The organism is Enterobacter sichuanensis (genome assembly GCF_002939185.1).
Taxonomy (GTDB): Bacteria; Pseudomonadota; Gammaproteobacteria; order Enterobacterales; family Enterobacteriaceae; genus Enterobacter; species Enterobacter sichuanensis.
On record NZ_POVL01000027.1, the window covers coordinates 47443 to 64710 of the forward strand.

Sequence of the window (17268 nt, forward strand, 5' to 3'; positions counted from 1 at the left end):
CAATCGCCGGGTTTTCTTTTATGCGCTGACGGTGCGACCGTCAGCGGTAGTTCACGATAACGGAATTACTCTGCACTTTCAGCGCCGGGATCAAACGTCCACCGCCCGGTACTTCCCAGATAAAACGTAAAGGCTCGATTGCCGGCACGCCGTTAAACGCCTGGGTCGTACCACTTTCGCCATCGATTTCCGTACAGCGCGTCTGAGAGCAGAGACGGACCTGCAGTCCGGCAGGTGTGGGGCCAATCAGCCTGTAGTTCCAGACCACCAGCCCCATCAGACCGGAAACCGCTTCAGACGGCGACAGCGGGTTAGACGACATGGCGACGCCCCGGTTGCTGAGCGTCACGCCCATGCTGCTTGCCTGCCAGGTGCCTCCCCCGGCAGCCTGTACCGCCAGTGGGAAGAACAAAATCCATAACCATTTACGCATTATTTTCCTCCAATCGTGGCTGTCATGCGGATATGACGGTTATCCGACAGTTCCAGATTCGACAGCACCACCAGCTGATTCAGGCTACGACGCAGGAAGCGCGACAGCAGCGGACGCAGCGCATGATTCACCAGCAGCACCGGTGGCGCTCCCAGCATCTCCTGACGCGCCAGCGCCTCCTGCGTTTGCGCCAGCAGACGATCCGCCAGACCCGGCTCCAGCCCGCCGCCGCCCTGCAGGGCCTGCAGCAGCAGACGCTCAAGCGGCGTATCGAGGCCAATAACCTGCACTTCCCCGGTTCCGGGGAACCACTGCTGGGTGATTGCCCGGCCCAGCGCCACACGCACCACCGCCGTCAGCTCGTGCGGATCGCTTTGTAACGGCGCATGCTCGGCCAGGGTTTCCAGAATGGTACGCATATCGCGGATCGGTACTTTTTCGTCGAGCAGATTTTGCAGCACCTTGTGCAGCGTGGTTAACGTCAGCACGCCCGGGACCAGATCTTCGGTCAGCTTCGGCATCTCCTGGGTCACGCGGTCCAGCAGCTGCTGCGCTTCCTGACGGCCAAACAGCTCCGCCGAGAATTGTCCAATCAGGTGGTTAAGATGGGTCGCCACCACGGTACTGGCTTCTACTACCGTATACCCCTGGATCTGCGCCTGCTCTTTCAGGGCGCTTTCAATCCAGATAGCGGCCAGGCCAAAGGCCGGATCGGTAGTTTGTTCCCCCGGCAGCGTGCCTGCGGCAGTGCCCGGGTTAATCGCCAGCCAGCGGCCTGGATAGGCATCGCCGCTGCCAATTTCGACACCTTTCATCAGAATGCGGTAGCGCGCAGGCGGAAGATCCATATTGTCCCGGATGTGTACCACCGGCGGCAGGAAGCCCATATCCTGGGCGAATTTTTTACGGATACTGCGAATTCGGCCAAGCAGCTCGCCATCCTGCTGGAAATCGACCATCGGGATCAGGCGATACCCCACCTCCATGCCCAGGGAATCTTCCAGCTGCACATCGTTCCAGGTGGCTTCGACGGCCTGGGTGTTCTCCGGCATCTTGACCGGAACAGGTTCCGCCGACGGTTTGGTTTCACGGCCGCGCATCCACCAGGCAAGCCCCAGCAGAGCCGCCGTAAACAGCAGGAAAACGAGGTTTGGCATCCCCGGCACCAGACCGAGTAACCCGAGAACCGCCGCAGCCAGCAGCATGACGCGCGGGTTGCTGAACAGCTGGCCCACCATTTGCTCGCCAACGTCCTGATCGGTACTCACGCGGGTGACAATCACACCCGCGGCCGTGGAGATCACCAGCGCCGGGATCTGGGCGACCAGACCATCACCAATGGTCAGCAGCGTATAGCTTTCCGCCGCGTGGCCCATGTCCATCCCGTGCTGCAGTACCCCCACCAGCAGGCCGCCGACCACGTTAATCACCATGATCAGAATGCCGGCGATGGCGTCACCGCGCACAAACTTACTCGCACCGTCCATCGAGCCGTAGAAGTCCGCCTCCTGGGTCACTTCCGCACGGCGTTTTTTGGCTTCATCTTCGGCGATAAGCCCGGCGTTCAGGTCGGCGTCGATCGCCATCTGCTTGCCCGGCATTCCGTCCAGCACGAAACGCGCGCCCACTTCCGCGATACGCCCCGCACCTTTGGTGATAACCATAAAGTTGATGATAACGAGGATAACGAACACCACGATCCCGATTGCGAAATTACCGCCCACCAGGAAGTGGCCGAACGCTTCCACCACTTTACCTGCCGCTGCCGCACCGGTATGACCTTCCATCAGGATGATACGCGTGGACGCCACGTTGAGCGCCAGGCGGAGCAAGGTGGTAAATAGCAGAATGGTCGGGAACGCGGCGAACTCCAGGGTACGCTGGGTGAACATCGCCACCAGCAGCACCATAATGGACAGCGCAATATTGAAAGTGAAAAGCAGATCGAGGATGAACGCCGGGAGAGGCAATACCATCATCGACAGAATTAGCAGGATCAAAATCGGCCCGGCAAGGATCTGCCATTGGGTCGATTTCAGGTTGCCGGGCAGGCGCAACATTGCCACCAGATTAGCCATCAGTGTCCTTCTCGTTCATAAAATCCAGCGCGGCAGGCACCGGAAGGTTCTCAGGTTTCACAGGCCGTTGACCACCGGCCAGACGCCAGCGCTTCAACTGCCATACCCAGGCCAGCACTTCCGCCACGGCGGCGTAGAGTTGTCCCGGGATCTGTTGTCCAATATCCGCATGACGGTACAGGGCACGCGCCAGCGGTGGGGCTTCGAGGATCGGCACACGGTGTTCAGTGCCAATTTCACGGATACGCAGCGCGATCAGACCCGCCCCTTTCGCCACCACTTTCGGCGCGCTCATTTTGTTTTCGTCATAGCGCAGCGCAACGGAGTAGTGTGTCGGGTTGGTGACGATGACGTCGGCCTTCGGCACGTCGTCCATCATCCGGCGACGGGCGGCGGCACGTTGCATCTGGCGGATACGCCCTTTCACGTGCGGGTCACCTTCCATCTGCTTGTATTCGTCACGGATATCCTGACGTGACATCCGCAGTTTCTTGAAGTGGCTATACAGCTGGAAAATCACGTCAAAACCCACCATCGGGATAATGCTGAGCACCACCAGTAGCGCGCAGAGTCCAACCAGGTTCAGCGCATTGCTCATCGCGGTGAGAGGCGATTCGCTGATAAGGCGCATCATTTCCGGCCAGTGGTACCAGAGGTAAAACCCCGCGGAACTGCCCATCAGTACCGATTTGAGAATGGCTTTAAGCAGCTCAGCCCCGGTTTGCGCAGAGAACATTTTCGCAATGCCCGGCAGCGGGTTCAGCTTGGAAAATTTCGGTTGCAGCGATTTGGCGCTAAAGACCAGACCGCCGAGCATGACCGGAGAGACCAGCGCAACCAGCACGACCCCGGTAATCAGCGGCAGCAACGCGACCATCGCCCCTTTTATCAGCTGAATAATCTGGCTGAGGATCAGGTTCGGGTCGTTGACCATACTGTGGTCAAAACGTAAGCCGGTTGAGAGCATTCCCGCCAGCTTGCGGGCGAGCGACTCCCCACCCCACCAGATGATGCACACCCCTACGATAAGGATCAGCAGGGACGTTAATTCTCGGGATCGGGGGATCTGCCCTTCCTCACGCGCCTTTTCTAGTCGGTGGGGTGTGGGGGCTTCCGTTTTGTCGTCGTTCTCTTCTGCCACAGTGCATGCTCAGCCCATTACGTCACGGGTATCATGCCAGCGCAGCGGAAATCCAATGGCGGGAAAAGCCCGTTTATTCGGGCTCTTTTCGGTGATTCTGGCGTAAACCGCCTCAGGCGGCGTGACCTCCTGAGGCGGAACGAACTATCAGAAGCCCAGGCTGTCCAGCAGATCGTCGACCTGATCCTGGCTTGCCACCACGCCCGCCTTGCTGGCGTCGAGCTGTGGACCATTAAGCAGGCTTTCGTTCTCGCGTTTTGGACGGGCAGCCGGTTCCGGAATGTTCTCCAGCAGCACCATCAGCAGCTGACGCTCAATCTCCTGGATCACATCCATCATGCGCTTGATCACCTGACCGGTGAGGTCCTGGAAATCCTGCGCCATCATGATGTCGAGCAACTGGGCGTTGGTGAAGCTGGTGTGGCCCGGCACATCCCCCAGGAACTGGCGGGTATCGGTCACCAGTTCGCGGGCATCCGCCAGCTCAATCGGGTTCTCAAACCACTCATCCCAGCGTTTGGTCAGCGCTTTCGCCCCCTTTTCCATCGCATCCTGGTGCGGTTGTGACGCTTCAACGCTGTTCAGCGCACGCTCCGCGGCCTGGGCGGTCATCTGAACGACGTAGTCCAGGCGGTCGCGGGCATCAGGGATCGCTTCCGCCGCTTCGGCAATTGCCTGATCCAGTCCCAGCTCACGCAGGCTGTCACGCAGCATGCGCGTCAGGCTGCCGATGCGTACGATGATGTCGCTCGGCGAGTGTTCTTCAACGGGTTTCATAGCAGGTTGCATCATGACCAACACCTCACATGCCGAGTTTCTCGAAGATCTTACCGAGCTTCTCTTCCAGGGTCGCCGCGGTGAATGGCTTCACCACGTAGCCGCTTGCGCCCGCCTGTGCAGCGGCAATGATGTTCTCTTTTTTCGCTTCTGCAGTGACCATCAGAACCGGCATAGAGGCCATTCCCGCGTCCGCACGAATGGTTTTGAGCAGTTCCAGACCGTCCATGTTTGGCATGTTCCAGTCGGAGATAACAAAACCAAACCCGCCCGCCTGCAGTTTGTTCAGCGCGTCAACGCCGTCTTCTGCTTCTTCAACGTTGTTGAAACCCAGCTCTTTCAGCAGGTTGCGCACGATGCGACGCATGGTGGAAAAGTCATCCACAACCAAAAACTTAAGCTCTTTATCCGCCATAAAATAATACTCCTGAGTCAAATACGTATTGCCTGTCCGGCACTGATTTTCGCCAGCATCTGCTGGCTTACCTGGCTAAGATCGACCACTTCGCTCACGCCACCCATATTGATGGCCTCGCGCGGCATGCCGAACACCACACAACTTGCTTCATTCTGCGCAATCGTCCAGGCGCCAGCCTGGTGCATTGCAAGCATTCCGGCGGCACCATCGTTGCCCATCCCCGTCAGGATCACCCCAACGGCGTTGCGCCCCGCATGTTTCGCCACCGAATGAAACAGCACATCCACCGACGGACGGTGCCGGTTAACCGGCGGTCCGTCATGAATTTTGATCTGATAGTTAGCGCCGCTGCGCGCCAGCTCCATATGCTTGTCGCCCGGGGCGATATACGCATGTCCCGGCAGCACGCGCTCGCCGTCTTCCGCCTCTTTCACGCTGATCTGGCACAGCTTGTTGAGACGCTCGGCGAACGAACGGGTAAAGCCTGGCGGCATATGCTGAGTGATCAGAATACCCGGACTCGACAGCGGCAATGGCTGGAGTACATGACGAATTGCCTCTGTTCCTCCGGTTGACGCGCCAATGACCAGCAATTTTTCCGAGCTGAGTAACGGACCGGCTTTTAAGGTCGCCGGTGCGGCCATCGGCTTATGCGCGGCAAGCTTCGCCCGCGACGCGGTGCGGATCTTCTCGGCAATCATTTCGCTGTACGCCAGCATCCCCTCACGAATGCCAAGCTGCGGTTTGGTGACAAAATCCACCGCCCCCAGCTCCAGCGCACGCAGGGTGATTTCCGATCCTTTCCCGGTCAGGGAAGAGACCATCACCACCGGCATTGGCCGCAGTCGCATTAATTTTTCGAGGAAATCTATGCCATCCATGCGCGGCATCTCGACATCCAGCGTGAGCACGTCGGGGTTATATTTTTTAATTAAATCCCGCGCTACCAGTGGGTCAGGCGCAGTAGCCACCATCTCCATGTCGCTGTGGCTATTGATAATTTCAGTCATGATCTGACGCATCAGCGCTGAATCATCGACAGACAATACCCTGATTTTACTCATGCTTTTTCCTTACTCAGCGCATATACCGTTTGCCCACGCAGGCTAAACTCACGCACGAGGTTGCTGAAGTTTTCCGAGTGCCCGGCAAACAGTAAACCGTCAGGCTTGAGCAACGGAACAAACCGACGCAATATGTCCTGTTGCGTCGTTTTATCAAAATAGATCATGACGTTACGGCAAAAAATGGCGTCGAACGGCCCCGGCACGTTGTACTGCTTATCCAGCAGGTTAACGGGCGCGAATTCGACGCAGTTCGCCAGCTCCTGGCGTACGCGTACCAGGCCTTCATGCGGGCCGGTGCCGCGCATGAAATACCGCTGCAGCTGCTGCGGAGAGAGTGTTTTCAGTTCATCCTGGCGATAAACCCCGTTACGCGCCTTCTCCAGCACCTCGGTATCGATATCACTGGCGTAGACTTTCCAGCGTCCGGGGGCCATTCCCAGCGTGTCGGCAAGGGTGATCGCCAGCGAATAAGGCTCTTCCCCCGTCGAAGCGGCCGCACTCCAGACGCGATACTCCCCGGTGCGACGGCGTGCGTGCTCGGCCAGTACCGGGAAGTGGTGAGCTTCGCGGAAAAACGCCGTCAGGTTAGTGGTTAAGGAGTTAATAAAAGCCTGCCACTCAGCGCTGTTCTGGTTCGCTTCAAGCATGCTCAAATAGCGACCAAAATCATCCAGCCCCAGCGTACGCAAGCGCCGCACCAGTCGGTTGTAGACCATGTCTCGCTTATGATCCGCAAGCACGATCCCCGCACGCTGGTAGATTAACTGACATATCCGACGAAAATGCGCGTCGGACAGCGCGAGGCGCTGTGTCATCTGCAACAATAATGACGTTTGCCCAGGAGGCATTGGTGATGTCATAGCGCCTTCTTAATTACATTCAGGATACAACTGGCACGGCCTGCGACCGCCCGACTTCTGTTACTGCTTCAACGTGCTCTTTGACATTAAATACTGCGACCAGCCCGGTCAGGTGATCCGCCTGACTGGCGAGCTGATCCGTTGCCGCTGCCGCTTCCTCAACTAACGAGGCGTTCTGTTGCGTCACCTGATCCATCTGGCTGACCGCCTGTGCGACCTGTTCAATGCCGCGACGCTGCTCATCCGACGCAGAGGCAATTTCGCCCATGATGTCGTTTACCCGCGTGACGGAGGTGACGATCTCATGCATGGTTTGCGCCGCCGTATCCACCAGGGCGGAGCCTTGCTGAACGCGTGACACCGACTCTTCAATCAGGCCCTTAATTTCTTTCGCCGCGTTGGCGCTGCGGCTCGCCAGGTTACGCACTTCTCCTGCCACCACCGCAAACCCGCGTCCCTGCTCACCGGCACGTGCCGCTTCCACCGCGGCATTCAGCGCCAGTATGTTGGTCTGGAAGGCGATACCGTCAATTACGCTGATGATGTCACCAATTTTCTGCGAGCTGGCGGCAATCTCCTGCATGGTGCTGGCGACATGAGAGGCCTGATCGCCGCCCTTCTTCGCCGTCATGGCCGCCTGTTTTGACAGGTCAGACGCCTGACGCGCGTTATCGGCGTTCTGGCTTACCGTCGCGGTCAGTTGCTCCATACTGGCCGCCGTCTGCGCCAGGGAGGCCGCCTGCTGCTCGGTACGGGAGGAGAGATCGTTATTGCCCGCCGCAATCTCTGAGATGCCGGTGTGCATGGCATAACTGCCCTGACGCACATCGGATACCGTTTCCCGCAGCGCGCCCTGCATCGCCTTCAGGCTGGCAAAGATCGCCGAAATTTCGTTCTTACCGAACACCGCCACCGTGCGCGCCAGGTCCCCCTTCGCAATGCTGTCGAAGTGGCTGCTGATGATCGCCAGCGGCTGCACAATCATTTTGCGCGACCAGAGCAGCGCGGCGCCGGTCAGCAACCCTGCCAGAATCACCACCACGGCAAAGATCACGCCCGACATGTGATAGCTTTTACGGCTGTCTTCGCCGGCACGCTGAACAAACTGGTTGATATCCTGCTGCCAGGCGTTAAAGCTGTTGTCAAACGCCGCCTGAGAGGCCTGGACCGGCGCGGTCATAAAGTCCGACAGCTGGTTGTTTTCAAGCCAGGTCGCCTGGTGGTCCAGATCGCTGTACCACTGTTCAAAGTTCTTCTTCATGGCGGCCTTCAGCGCTTTCGCTTTCTCGCTGTCGGCGGCCTGTGCCGTAAAGGTTTTAAACTGTGCGTCAGCCTGCTTCAGGCTGTCGCGCGCGGTGGCCATCAGCGCTTTGATATCATCCGGCGGATAACTCAGCGCGGTTAAGGTTCCCGCCTTATTCAGCGCAGTGCTTGCCTGCAACAGCACGGCACGGGTTTGTGCCAGTGCGGAGCGCTGCTGATTACTCGCCTCAACATCCTGCAAATTCTGATAGCCATCGCGAAACGCCCAAAAAGACAACCCGTTACTGCCAACCTGCAACACACCGCAAAGGATCAGAATCAAAAACAGTGTGGTCGAGATACGAATACGATTTAACATCCACGCTCCCAATAAGCGGCAAGCAGCCGCGGTTTAAATGTCAGTCAAAATGTTTCCCAGTTTTCATCTTGTCCGGTCGTTGCAGAACGCGTACGGTTTGCCGCCGATACAGCGGCGGGTGCGCGATACGTCGCCTGCGGGGTGACCGTATTTCCAGCCAGTGAAGCGAGACGAAACGCCGAGACGGCCATCTTCAGACGGCTCGCCTGGTCTTCCAGAGCAGCGGCCGCCGCAGCGGACTCCTGCACCAGCGCGGCGTTTTGTTGTGTCACGCGATCCATTTCCGATACCGCCAGGGCGACCTGGTCGATACCACGACTCTGCTCATCAGACGCAGAGGCGATTTCACCCATGATGTCCGTCACGCGGGTAACGGCATTCACGATGTCATTCATGGTCTCCCCGGCGCTCTCCACCAGCACGGAGCCGGTATCTACGCGGGAAACGGAATCTTCAATCAGCGATTTGATCTCTTTTGCCGCATTGGCGCTGCGGCTGGCCAGGTTGCGAACTTCCCCGGCCACCACGGCAAACCCGCGCCCCTGCTCGCCCGCACGCGCGGCTTCCACGGCGGCGTTCAGGGCCAGGATGTTGGTCTGGAAGGCGATACCGTCAATGACGCTGATGATGTCGGCAATTTTCTTCGAGCTGTCGGCGATTTCATGCATGGTCTTCACCACGCCGTCCACCACGCGACCGCCGCGCTGCGCGGTCTCGGAGGCACTTTCAGCCAGCTGAGACGCCTGGCGGGCGTTATCGGCGTTCTGCTTCACGGTCGCGGTGAGCTGCTCCATGCTGGCCGCCGTCTCTTCCAGCGCCGATGCCTGCTGTTCAGTGCGGGAAGAGAGGTCGTTATTCCCCATCGCAATTTCGCTGGTGCCGGTATAGATGGCATCGGTGCCGCTACGCACGTTGGCAACGGTATCGGTAAGTGAACGCTGCATATGGTCAACGCTGTTGGCCAGTTCGGTGATCTCATTGCGCCCGGACACGGTCAGCGTTTTGGTCAGGTCGCCGCCGGCAATCTCACGAATGTGAGCAATGACGCGACCGAGCGGGTTTAGCAGGATATGACGAATGCCGTACCAGACCGCGACCAGCACAATGACCAGCGCCAGCGCCATCACCGCCATCTGCCATTTTGCAAAGCGGTAGTCATTCTGGCTTTCAGTAAAGGCCGAGTGATAGAGATCCCCGCTGGCTTTGGCATACTCTCCCAGCGCCGCGCCGAGCGCGTTTTGCATCCCTTGCGTAGGCTGCGCGAAATAGGCGTCCATGTTGCCGCTCTCCAGGAACTGAATCAGCTCCGTCAGACCGGCATAGTAGGCGTTGTATTTTTCATCAATATTCTGGCTCACCTGCTCCATCGCAGGCTGCGGGGTGATCTTTTTAAAGGCGTCGTAGTGTTTAGCGGCGTCAGCAAGCGTGGCGCGGGCATTCTTTAACAGATCGGTTTTCGCGCTGCTCTGCTGATTGTTGGGATCCATCATCATGCGCGCGGACGAGCGGCTCAGGTTAATACGCGTTTGCAGCATCAGATCCCACGTGGAGGTGAGTTCACTCTGCTGCAGGCGGAGATCGTTCGAGGCCGCAAAGCTGTCCTGGTTCTGTTTTAATGACGAGAAAAAAAGCCCGCCGGAGATGAGCTGAAGAAGTGCGAAAATGACCAGCACCATCATGAGCATTGTGACAACGCGGATACGGTTCAACATACAACACCTTCTCATAGATTTATTAACGGTGTTATCGGCACAGCCCACAGGAACTTTACATTTGCGAAAGGGAAAAGCGCGGGGGTTAAAACGCCACGTCGACAATCAGCGTGTCGGTGTAGGTTCCGGCGGGTGGCGTGGTCTGGCTGGTCAGGACTTTGGCGGTGTAGTTATAGGTGCGCAGTAAACCGTCAGCGCTGACCTGCGATGAGGTTGCGCTGGTCCAGCGCTCGCTGCCGCTACTGCCCCAGCGGTTAGTCGTGGCTTCTTTATAGATGTCATAACTCAGATAGTTACTGCCGCTCACCATCCGGCGCACGTTATTCAGCGCGTTGGCACCATTGTTAATGCCGATGGTATAGGTACTGCCTTTGGTACAGGTCACGGCAATCGCCTGTGAGACGGTCGGGAAACTTTGCACCAGCGGCGCGCTGTTAAAGTTAACATCCGGCGTGGTCATGGCGCTGCAGTCGTTGGTAACGGTCATATCCAACGTGATGCTGGTCCCTTTCGTTCCGGTCTGAAGCCCCGACAAACAGGCGTTGAGCACGCCCACCGAGCAGACGCTATAGGTGATATCAAAGTTAAGCGTCACCTGATAAGGACCGGCGGACACATTTTGCCCCGGGACCGTCCGGAAATAGAGAGGGATATTGTATTGTTTGCCGCCGATCAGGTTTAACAAGGTACTGCTGTCCCAGGTATAGGTTTTACTGGTTTGCACTTCGCTGTTGTTAGCGCAGCCCGACTGCCCGCACAGACGCGTCGGGATCACATCCGTAATGGTCGCGTTATCGGTACGCTTCATGGTCGCCCGACCATTGGCCGAAACGGTTGCTGAGACAAAATTAAGCGTGATGGTGTCCCCGGTCAGCAAGTTCAACAGCGCATCACAGGCCACGACCAGCGTACCGGTAGTGGCCACTTCGCCAGATCCACTCAGCGCGAATGAGGTCACACTCCCAAACGCGGCGTTGACCGTACTGACCCGACAGTCAGCCCAACTGCCGCTGGTCACCAGCAGCAGAAGCATAAATAGCAGGCGCTTCATGGCCCCTCCCGACAAATCAGCGGGCCGTAGGTTTGCAGCTTATGCTCGGGATTCGCCCCCATGGTCAGGGTTGTCGTGCAGCATTTTCCGTCAGGTGCAATCACCTCCAGCGGGTTCACATCGTTAAGGTTTTCCAGCCATGCGATGCCGTCATACCCCACCACCGCATTGCTGCGCGAGGCGCGTCTGACCTGACTGCCCACCGGGAGCGCCTGCCCGTGCGCGTCGTGCAGGATCACGCTCGCCACCCGCTCCTGCTCCATGGGAAAATCCACCAGATAGCCGCTGTGACGCCGGATAGCGATCCGCCGCTCGGTCTCTTTTAGTCGGGTATCTGCCGGCAGATTCAGGGTATCAATGCGGTAGCTTGCCGGGTAATAGGCCGACACCCCGCTGACCAGCAGGTAACCGTTGCGATTGGTTTTCCCGACGGGCTGGTTCTCATAGCTGACGGGGACATCCGGGTGGCCGTCAGTGCTGATGACCACAAACGCGTCGTTGATCTTGTTCGCCGCAAACAGCTCGCCGTCCATCAGGACAATCGCGCCCATCGCCTCGCCCCACCAGGTCATCATCTCCCTTTCGCCATAGCCGCCGCCCTGCAGCTCAATCGTGTTGTTGCGCCAGCCCAGCGTGCCCTGCTGGTAATCACTGGCTTTCGACTGGTTGGCCCACGCCATGTTCCAGCTAAACCCGCCGTCGGAGGGCATGGAGTGGTTGTAGTTAATGCGCTGGGTGCTGCCTGCTTGCGGGGTATGTTCAACGGTGACGGCGGCGCTGTCGAGGGCGCCCAGCGGCACCTGCAGCGACAGTGCGACCGTCCAGTCTCCCTGCTGCTGGTCCCGGCTCGCGGCGAGATAAATACTACTCGCCCCCCACAAATTACGGCTCCAGGAGAGGTTCAGCAGCTCCGTTTTTTGACTGTCAAAGCTCTCCACACCGATCCAGGCCGCCCCAATGTTGCCGTACTGCCCCAGATTGAAGGTCAGCGAGTACTGGTCCGTATTACGGCTAAAGCTGGCGATGGGCCTGTCGTTTTCGTCATAGACCGTCGGCTGGTCGTAGAGGGCGAGATTGCCAAAGCCACGGTCGCGGCGCGAGTGCTGGGTGGCCACGCTAAACTCGCTGGTGCTGTACTGGTAACCCCAGTTGACCTGCCCGCCGGCATCCCCGCCCATGCGGCTTTGCGTGTAAGCGGTATTCACCACGCCAAACTGGCCGAGCTTAAGCACCGTCCCCACCCCACCCAGCGCCAGCGCCTGCGCCCCTTCCGCGTGGCCTTCCAGCGTCAGCCAGTCCGTTACCCCATAGCGATACGAGCCGCTGCCTGCCGCAGAGCCGTAGTCGAAATTCTTTATGCCGTAATTGCGCCGCAGGCTACCCAGGGTCACGGCACCGTCGCTTAGCCCTTGTTTCAGCAGATCGCTGGTGACATAAAACGGTAGCGTGGTGCTCACCTGGCGCCCCAGCGCATCGGTGGTGACCAGCACCGCATCCCCGGCGCCGTTTATATAGGGCAGATTGGTCAGCGTGAAGGGACCCGGCTGAAGCTGGGTTGAGCCGGAGCGATAGCCATTGATAAAGAGATCGACCGAGGTGGGTACCGCGGCGTCCCCCGAGAACTCGGGCAGCGGCCATGTCACCAGATCAGGGCGCAGGGAGAAATCCCGCCCGACGCTGATCCCACCCATCCGCACGCTGGAGCTCCAGGTCAGGGCGTCGCTAATCACATCGCCCACGCTCCAGCTTATGGCATCGTCTTCGTTTGTGAACAGCAGGGTTGTGTCATAGCGGACATACCCTTCCTGCTGGCCGTCGTTACCGGTGAAATTTTCCCGCGCGTAGCCGGTGGAGGAAAACGAACCGTTCTCGTTGAAGTAGCGAAACTCATGCCAGAGCGAGGCCTGACCGCCGATATGTTCCGTGTGGTTGGTGTAGAGATCGTAATTGAGCAGCGCACCGCGGCCAAAGTGCGGTTTGGTCTGCGCCGTTTGCGCACCGAAGGGGGTCACGCGGGCAGTAACCCAGTCGCGGGGAACGGTCAGCAGCAGGCGCTGGGCGGCACTGTCGTACTCCACCCTCACCCGGGAAAGCGAGGAGAGATTCACCTCGCCGGTGGGGACATGCTCCGGGGGCAGCCCTGCGCGCAGCAAATCGGCGCTGGAGATAAAGAACGCGCCTTTACGTTGCGTCACCGGCACGACCAGGCCGGTATCGTAATGGTTCAGCACGAGTGCAAGCTGAAAGACGGCCTCATCATTGATCGCCTGCGCCTGGGGAGGCGGCGGGAGAGCATCGTCGCCGGGCTCAGCCCAGGTCGCGGAACTGACGCAAAGCAGAATCATCATGACCGGCGTCAGTTGACGGGCGTCGACTGCCATTGTGCGTCCCTGGCATTAATCTGCGCGCTCATCCGCTCTGGCTGACGTACGCCTGCGGGTATCGGCCAGCTGCGACTGCTGCCCGGCAGGACATAACCCAGTAATCCCTCCGCAATCGTGCGTTTCTGTCCTCCCTGCTCCAGCGCGACCTGACTCAGCCTGACATGGACATCCCCCCGATTCTGCACCTCCAGGGCCGGTTGTCCGCCCGCCTGCGTGACCCGCCAGCTCAGATTTCGGGTCTCCACCACCGCGTGATGCGCGCCCTCTTTTATGGTCGGGATCCCCTGACCATAAACAAACAGCGGAATGGAATAACGCATCTGTAACTTGAGGCCGATGGCGGGTTCGGCTTTAACGTCAGCCTGAGGGATTTCATCCACAATTATGCGGTAGGCTTGCTCGACGCCCGCAGGAACGGAGGCCTGTTTGATCAGGCGAATAAGCTGTTTACTGCCGGCGGCAATCGTGACGATGGGCGGGCTGGCGACCACATCCTGCTGCGCGGTATAACGTTCGTGCCCTTCCTCCTGCTTCCAGCGTACAATGCGCACCTGCATCGTCGTCGCGCTGTTTCCCTGGTTCTGGATCCACAGCTCCGTGGCCTTAGCGTCTGCCGCAAGCCACGGATCGATAGGCCATAACAGTATGGTGGCGGCCGCCTGTACCTGGCCTGTTACCGCCAGAACCCATGCCCCCGCCAGACCAAAACGTCTTAAAAATGGCTTCATCGACACTCTCCCTTTATTACCATGACAAGGTCACGGTGAGCTGATCGGAATAGGTTCCTGCCGGGCTAAACCCGGTCAGTAGCGCCACGCCAAAAAGCGGCAGCGCGATATTATTGCTATTGGTATAGGTCACCGGTATCGCCTGGTTGACGCCTATTTCGCTGTTGGCAGCCAGCGAACTGCTGCTGTAGAGCCGGTATCCCACCATTTCCGGGCCATTGGTCCGTTTCATACGGCGCAGGGAGGCGTAATTTTGACCGCCATTTATGCTCATGCTCAGCGCCACGCCAGGCGTACAGGCAATGGACAATGCGCCGTTTGGTACAAAGCTGGTGCTTACCGGCGCGCTCTCGACACCGTTATGGCTGCCAAAATCCAGCGTACCGAGAATGCCTCCGCTGCCGGTGGCCACCGCGCAGCCCGGTACAATGGTGGCGCTGACCTTAAAGGACTGTGATGTCACCGCCTCCGCCGTGGGCAGCATGAGAAATCCGACCATCAGCGCGAAAAATGGCTGCACGTGTCCCTCTGCGCATTTGCGCAGACCTCTAAGAGATGCCGTCATGGCCGTGCTGAACTAATAGGTTACGCTGACGTTTATCGTGTCGGTGTACGTGCCCGGTACGACCGTTACGCTGTTACCGCCGCCGGTAATACGCCCGTAAAGAGTGTAACTGTCGACGCCACCCGCCGTAGAGGCGGCCGACAACGCGGTGTTATTGGCAATTACGGAGTTAAATCCGCTGTCGCTATACAGGCTGTACGCCACGCCCTGCGCCGCATTGGCCGTATTGACCAGATAACGCGCAGGGGTGCCCGGAGTCCCGACCACGGTACCGGGTGCGGTGGAGTTGGCGTTGCCGGTGATCGCCACCGAATAGCTGGCGGTGGTGCACTGGATGGTGAAGGTGTTTCCGCCGCTGGCGCCGGTTAATTGTGTGGTCAGGGTGGAAAACGTTGCAGGATGGGTGCCGAAATCCAGCGTACCGAAATTAATCCCATTTTGCGTGGGCGATCCGTTGATCAGACAACCATTTGTCAGCGTCAGCGTGGCCCCAATGGTGCCGCTGCTGGTCACGGCCAACGCCTGGTGGATGGTTGTCGCCATCAGTAAAGTGCCAGCGCAGATCAAAAGGCGTTTTCTTTTCATTTACCACCCTCCAGAAGACATTTCCGTTCCCATGCCACTTTTTATTTCGAGTGTTCAAGATGTTAGCCCCGCTTAACGTTCCTCTGAGGGGGTTATTGAGAATTTGGTTTACGGATATCGCTTCGACCACCCGGCGCATGGCAGGACACACTAATGTCTTATTGACACAGTTTATTTATAAAAAACAAAAAGTTAAATTGAAAAGCAGAAATATTTTGCCGCTTTTACGGAGGATATATCCGCAAAAATGTGATAAGCGTCACAATATATCGTCAGCGCATTAACAACAAAATTAATAAAACTTAAAAAGGAGTTGTAACCCCCTACCGTTTGCGTCAATTTATGTGCCGAATAATTTCCCGCGTTGTAATAAAAAATTTATATGTATCGACGCGGGCTCCATCAGAAGCGCATAGAGGGTCTTTTTTCGTGGCAAGTGCAAACAAACTCACACTCTTCATCGTGATATTCATGCTGGCGGGTATTCTTTCAGGGGCAGCAATTCATGAGTATGCATCTGCGGATGCCATCAAAGCCTGGTCGGATAACATTACCCTTCTGACCGATATCTTCCTCCGTCTGATCAAAATGGTCATAGCCCCCCTGGTCTTCAGCACGCTGACCGTCGGCATTATGAAACTGGGCGAAACCTCCACGATTGGTCGCGTTGGGGGCAAAGCGATGGTGTGGTTTATCAGCTCATCCGTGCTCTCAATTCTGGTCGGCCTGTTTATCGTCACCCTGGAGCATCCGGGGAGCGGCCTGAACCTGACTATCCCTACCGAAGCGGTTGATACTGGCCTGGCCGTGGGCGGCATGACGCTGAAGGCGTTCCTCTCTCACACCATTCCGACCAGTATCGCTGGGGCGATGTCGAACAACGAGATCCTGCAGATTGTGGTGTTTTCAATGTTCTTCGGCATTGGCGGCGCGTCGCTGGGGCAGAAATTCAACGCACCGCTGGTGGCCGCGCTGGATGTGGTTTCCCATATCATGCTGAAGGTGACGGGCTACGTGATGTACGTTGCCCCGCTGGCTATTTTCGCGGCGATTTCTTCCGTGATTGCCACGCAGGGTCTTGGCATTCTGTTGAATTATGCCTCCTTTATTGGCGGCTATTATGTTGCCATTCTTCTTACCTGCATGGTGCTGCTGGCCGTGGGTTACATGGTGTTGAAAAAAGAGGTGTTCCGTCTGGTCAGCATGCTGAAAGACCCGGTACTGGTGGCGTTTACCACCAGCAGTTCTGAAGCCGCCTATCCAAAAACGCTGGAACAGCTGGAGCGTTTTGGCTGTTCACGCAACATTGCCTCTTTCGTGCTGCCGATTGGCTACTCCTTCAACCTGGTGGGTTCGATGGTGTACTGCTCGTTCGCCTCGATGTTTATCGCGCAGGCGTACAATATTCATCTGAGCTTCTCGGAAGTTACCGTTCTGATGTTGACCCTGATGCTGGCTTCAAAAGGGATTGCGGGCGTACCGCGCTCTTCGCTGGTGGTGCTGGCCGCGACGATCCCAAGCTTTAACATTCCGGTGGCCGGTATTCTGCTGCTGATGGGGATTGACCACTTCCTGGATATGGGCCGTTCGGCGATTAACGTGCTGGGGAATGGTATAGCGACCGCGATGCTGTCGCAGAATGAAGGCGCGCGGGACGCGGAAGCTGAGCTGGTGGAGCAGGAAGTATAATGGCATAAAAAAGGGGGGGGGGAGGCCTGATGCCCTCACCCCAGCCCTCTCCCGAAGGGCTGAGGGATCCCCAGTAATTTTTTACCTGAAGCGATGAACGTTGCTTTAGCAAAATTAATGACTTACAGCGATGCCCTGGTCCGGCTGTAAATCGCCGAA

15 protein-coding genes are annotated in these 17268 nt (G+C 58.0%); 1 reads left to right on the forward strand and 14 read right to left on the reverse strand.

Annotation, left to right across the window (positions count from 1 at the left end; genetic code table 11):
* Positions 1-40: 40 nt before the first annotated feature.
* From flhE to C5687_RS13545, 14 genes are all read right to left on the reverse strand, one after another.
* Positions 41-433: a flagellar protein FlhE gene (flhE, locus tag C5687_RS13480; protein ID WP_047958967.1), complete on the reverse strand. Its 393-nt coding sequence runs from the start codon at positions 431-433 to the stop codon at positions 41-43.
* A complete protein-coding gene (gene flhA, locus C5687_RS13485) occupies positions 433-2511 on the reverse strand; it encodes a flagellar biosynthesis protein FlhA (RefSeq protein WP_045285655.1) in 2079 nt (692 codons plus the stop codon). The genes flhE and flhA overlap by 1 nt, the downstream gene beginning before the upstream one ends.
* The gene (gene flhB, locus C5687_RS13490; RefSeq protein WP_025756937.1) at positions 2504-3652 is read right to left on the reverse strand and encodes a flagellar biosynthesis protein FlhB; all 1149 of its coding nucleotides are present in this window, start codon (positions 3650-3652) and stop codon (positions 2504-2506) included. Before flhB ends, flhA begins: the two co-directional genes overlap by 8 nt.
* Positions 3653-3799: 147 nt before the next feature.
* Positions 3800-4444 (reverse strand): protein phosphatase CheZ, encoded by a 645-nt coding sequence (cheZ, locus tag C5687_RS13495; protein ID WP_008500432.1) that lies wholly within the window; start codon positions 4442-4444, stop codon positions 3800-3802.
* A 10-nt stretch (positions 4445-4454) separates the two neighbouring features.
* The gene (gene cheY, locus C5687_RS13500; RefSeq protein ID WP_008500431.1) at positions 4455-4844 is read right to left on the reverse strand and encodes a chemotaxis response regulator CheY; all 390 of its coding nucleotides are present in this window, start codon (positions 4842-4844) and stop codon (positions 4455-4457) included.
* 17 nt (positions 4845-4861) lie between these two features.
* A complete protein-coding gene (locus tag C5687_RS13505; protein WP_014884341.1) occupies positions 4862-5911 on the reverse strand; it encodes a protein-glutamate methylesterase/protein-glutamine glutaminase in 1050 nt (349 codons plus the stop codon).
* Complete coding sequence (gene cheR / locus C5687_RS13510) at positions 5908-6774, reverse strand: protein-glutamate O-methyltransferase CheR (RefSeq protein ID WP_008500429.1); 867 nt, start codon at positions 6772-6774, stop codon at positions 5908-5910. The genes C5687_RS13505 and cheR overlap by 4 nt, the downstream gene beginning before the upstream one ends.
* Before the next feature lie 19 nt (positions 6775-6793).
* Positions 6794-8395 carry a methyl-accepting chemotaxis protein IV gene (gene tap / locus C5687_RS13515; protein WP_104557105.1) on the reverse strand — a complete coding sequence of 534 codons (1602 nt, stop codon included), beginning with the start codon at positions 8393-8395 and terminating at the stop codon, positions 6794-6796.
* 44 nt (positions 8396-8439) lie between these two features.
* Positions 8440-10107, reverse strand: a complete 1668-nt coding sequence (tar, locus tag C5687_RS13520; protein ID WP_104557106.1) for a methyl-accepting chemotaxis protein II — start codon at positions 10105-10107, stop codon at positions 8440-8442.
* A gap of 85 nt (positions 10108-10192) precedes the next feature.
* Entirely contained in the window at positions 10193-11158 is a 966-nt protein-coding gene (locus C5687_RS13525) for a Csu type fimbrial protein (RefSeq protein ID WP_104557107.1), read from the reverse strand.
* A complete protein-coding gene (locus C5687_RS13530; RefSeq protein WP_104557108.1) occupies positions 11155-13539 on the reverse strand; it encodes a fimbria/pilus outer membrane usher protein in 2385 nt (794 codons plus the stop codon). Before C5687_RS13530 ends, C5687_RS13525 begins: the two co-directional genes overlap by 4 nt.
* Positions 13515-14270, reverse strand: coding sequence for a fimbrial biogenesis chaperone (locus C5687_RS13535; RefSeq protein ID WP_104557109.1), 756 nt, complete (start codon positions 14268-14270; stop codon positions 13515-13517). The genes C5687_RS13530 and C5687_RS13535 overlap by 25 nt, the downstream gene beginning before the upstream one ends.
* Before the next feature lie 16 nt (positions 14271-14286).
* Positions 14287-14835, reverse strand: a complete 549-nt coding sequence (locus tag C5687_RS13540) for a Csu type fimbrial protein (protein ID WP_104557110.1) — start codon at positions 14833-14835, stop codon at positions 14287-14289.
* Positions 14836-14847: 12 nt separating this feature from the next.
* Positions 14848-15420, reverse strand: a complete 573-nt coding sequence (locus tag C5687_RS13545) for a Csu type fimbrial protein (protein ID WP_025756944.1) — start codon at positions 15418-15420, stop codon at positions 14848-14850.
* A 429-nt stretch (positions 15421-15849) separates the two neighbouring features.
* On the opposite strand from C5687_RS13545, the gene C5687_RS13550 reads away from it, so the two are divergent.
* Positions 15850-17109: a dicarboxylate/amino acid:cation symporter gene (locus C5687_RS13550; RefSeq protein WP_104557111.1), complete on the forward strand. Its 1260-nt coding sequence runs from the start codon at positions 15850-15852 to the stop codon at positions 17107-17109.
* The last annotated feature ends 159 nt before the right edge of the window (positions 17110-17268 follow it).

Bases quoted from the DNA above. Each gene is read 5' to 3' on its own strand.
- flhE (WP_047958967.1), bottom strand. From the start codon at position 433: ATGCGTAAATGGTTATGGATTTTGTTCTTCCCACTGGCGGTACAGGCT.
- flhA (WP_045285655.1), bottom strand. From the start codon at position 2,511: ATGGCTAATCTGGTGGCAATGTTGCGCCTGCCCGGCAACCTGAAATCG.
- cheZ (WP_008500432.1), bottom strand. From the start codon at position 4,444: ATGATGCAACCTGCTATGAAACCCGTTGAAGAACACTCGCCGAGCGAC.
- cheY (WP_008500431.1), bottom strand. From the start codon at position 4,844: ATGGCGGATAAAGAGCTTAAGTTTTTGGTTGTGGATGACTTTTCCACC.
- C5687_RS13505 (WP_014884341.1), bottom strand. From the start codon at position 5,911: ATGAGTAAAATCAGGGTATTGTCTGTCGATGATTCAGCGCTGATGCGT.
- cheR (WP_008500429.1), bottom strand. From the start codon at position 6,774: ATGACATCACCAATGCCTCCTGGGCAAACGTCATTATTGTTGCAGATG.
- tap (WP_104557105.1), bottom strand. From the start codon at position 8,395: ATGTTAAATCGTATTCGTATCTCGACCACACTGTTTTTGATTCTGATC.
- tar (WP_104557106.1), bottom strand. From the start codon at position 10,107: ATGTTGAACCGTATCCGCGTTGTCACAATGCTCATGATGGTGCTGGTC.
- C5687_RS13525 (WP_104557107.1), bottom strand. From the start codon at position 11,158: ATGAAGCGCCTGCTATTTATGCTTCTGCTGCTGGTGACCAGCGGCAGT.
- C5687_RS13530 (WP_104557108.1), bottom strand. From the start codon at position 13,539: ATGGCAGTCGACGCCCGTCAACTGACGCCGGTCATGATGATTCTGCTT.
- C5687_RS13535 (WP_104557109.1), bottom strand. From the start codon at position 14,270: ATGAAGCCATTTTTAAGACGTTTTGGTCTGGCGGGGGCATGGGTTCTG.
- C5687_RS13540 (WP_104557110.1), bottom strand. From the start codon at position 14,835: ATGACGGCATCTCTTAGAGGTCTGCGCAAATGCGCAGAGGGACACGTG.
- C5687_RS13545 (WP_025756944.1), bottom strand. From the start codon at position 15,420: ATGAAAAGAAAACGCCTTTTGATCTGCGCTGGCACTTTACTGATGGCG.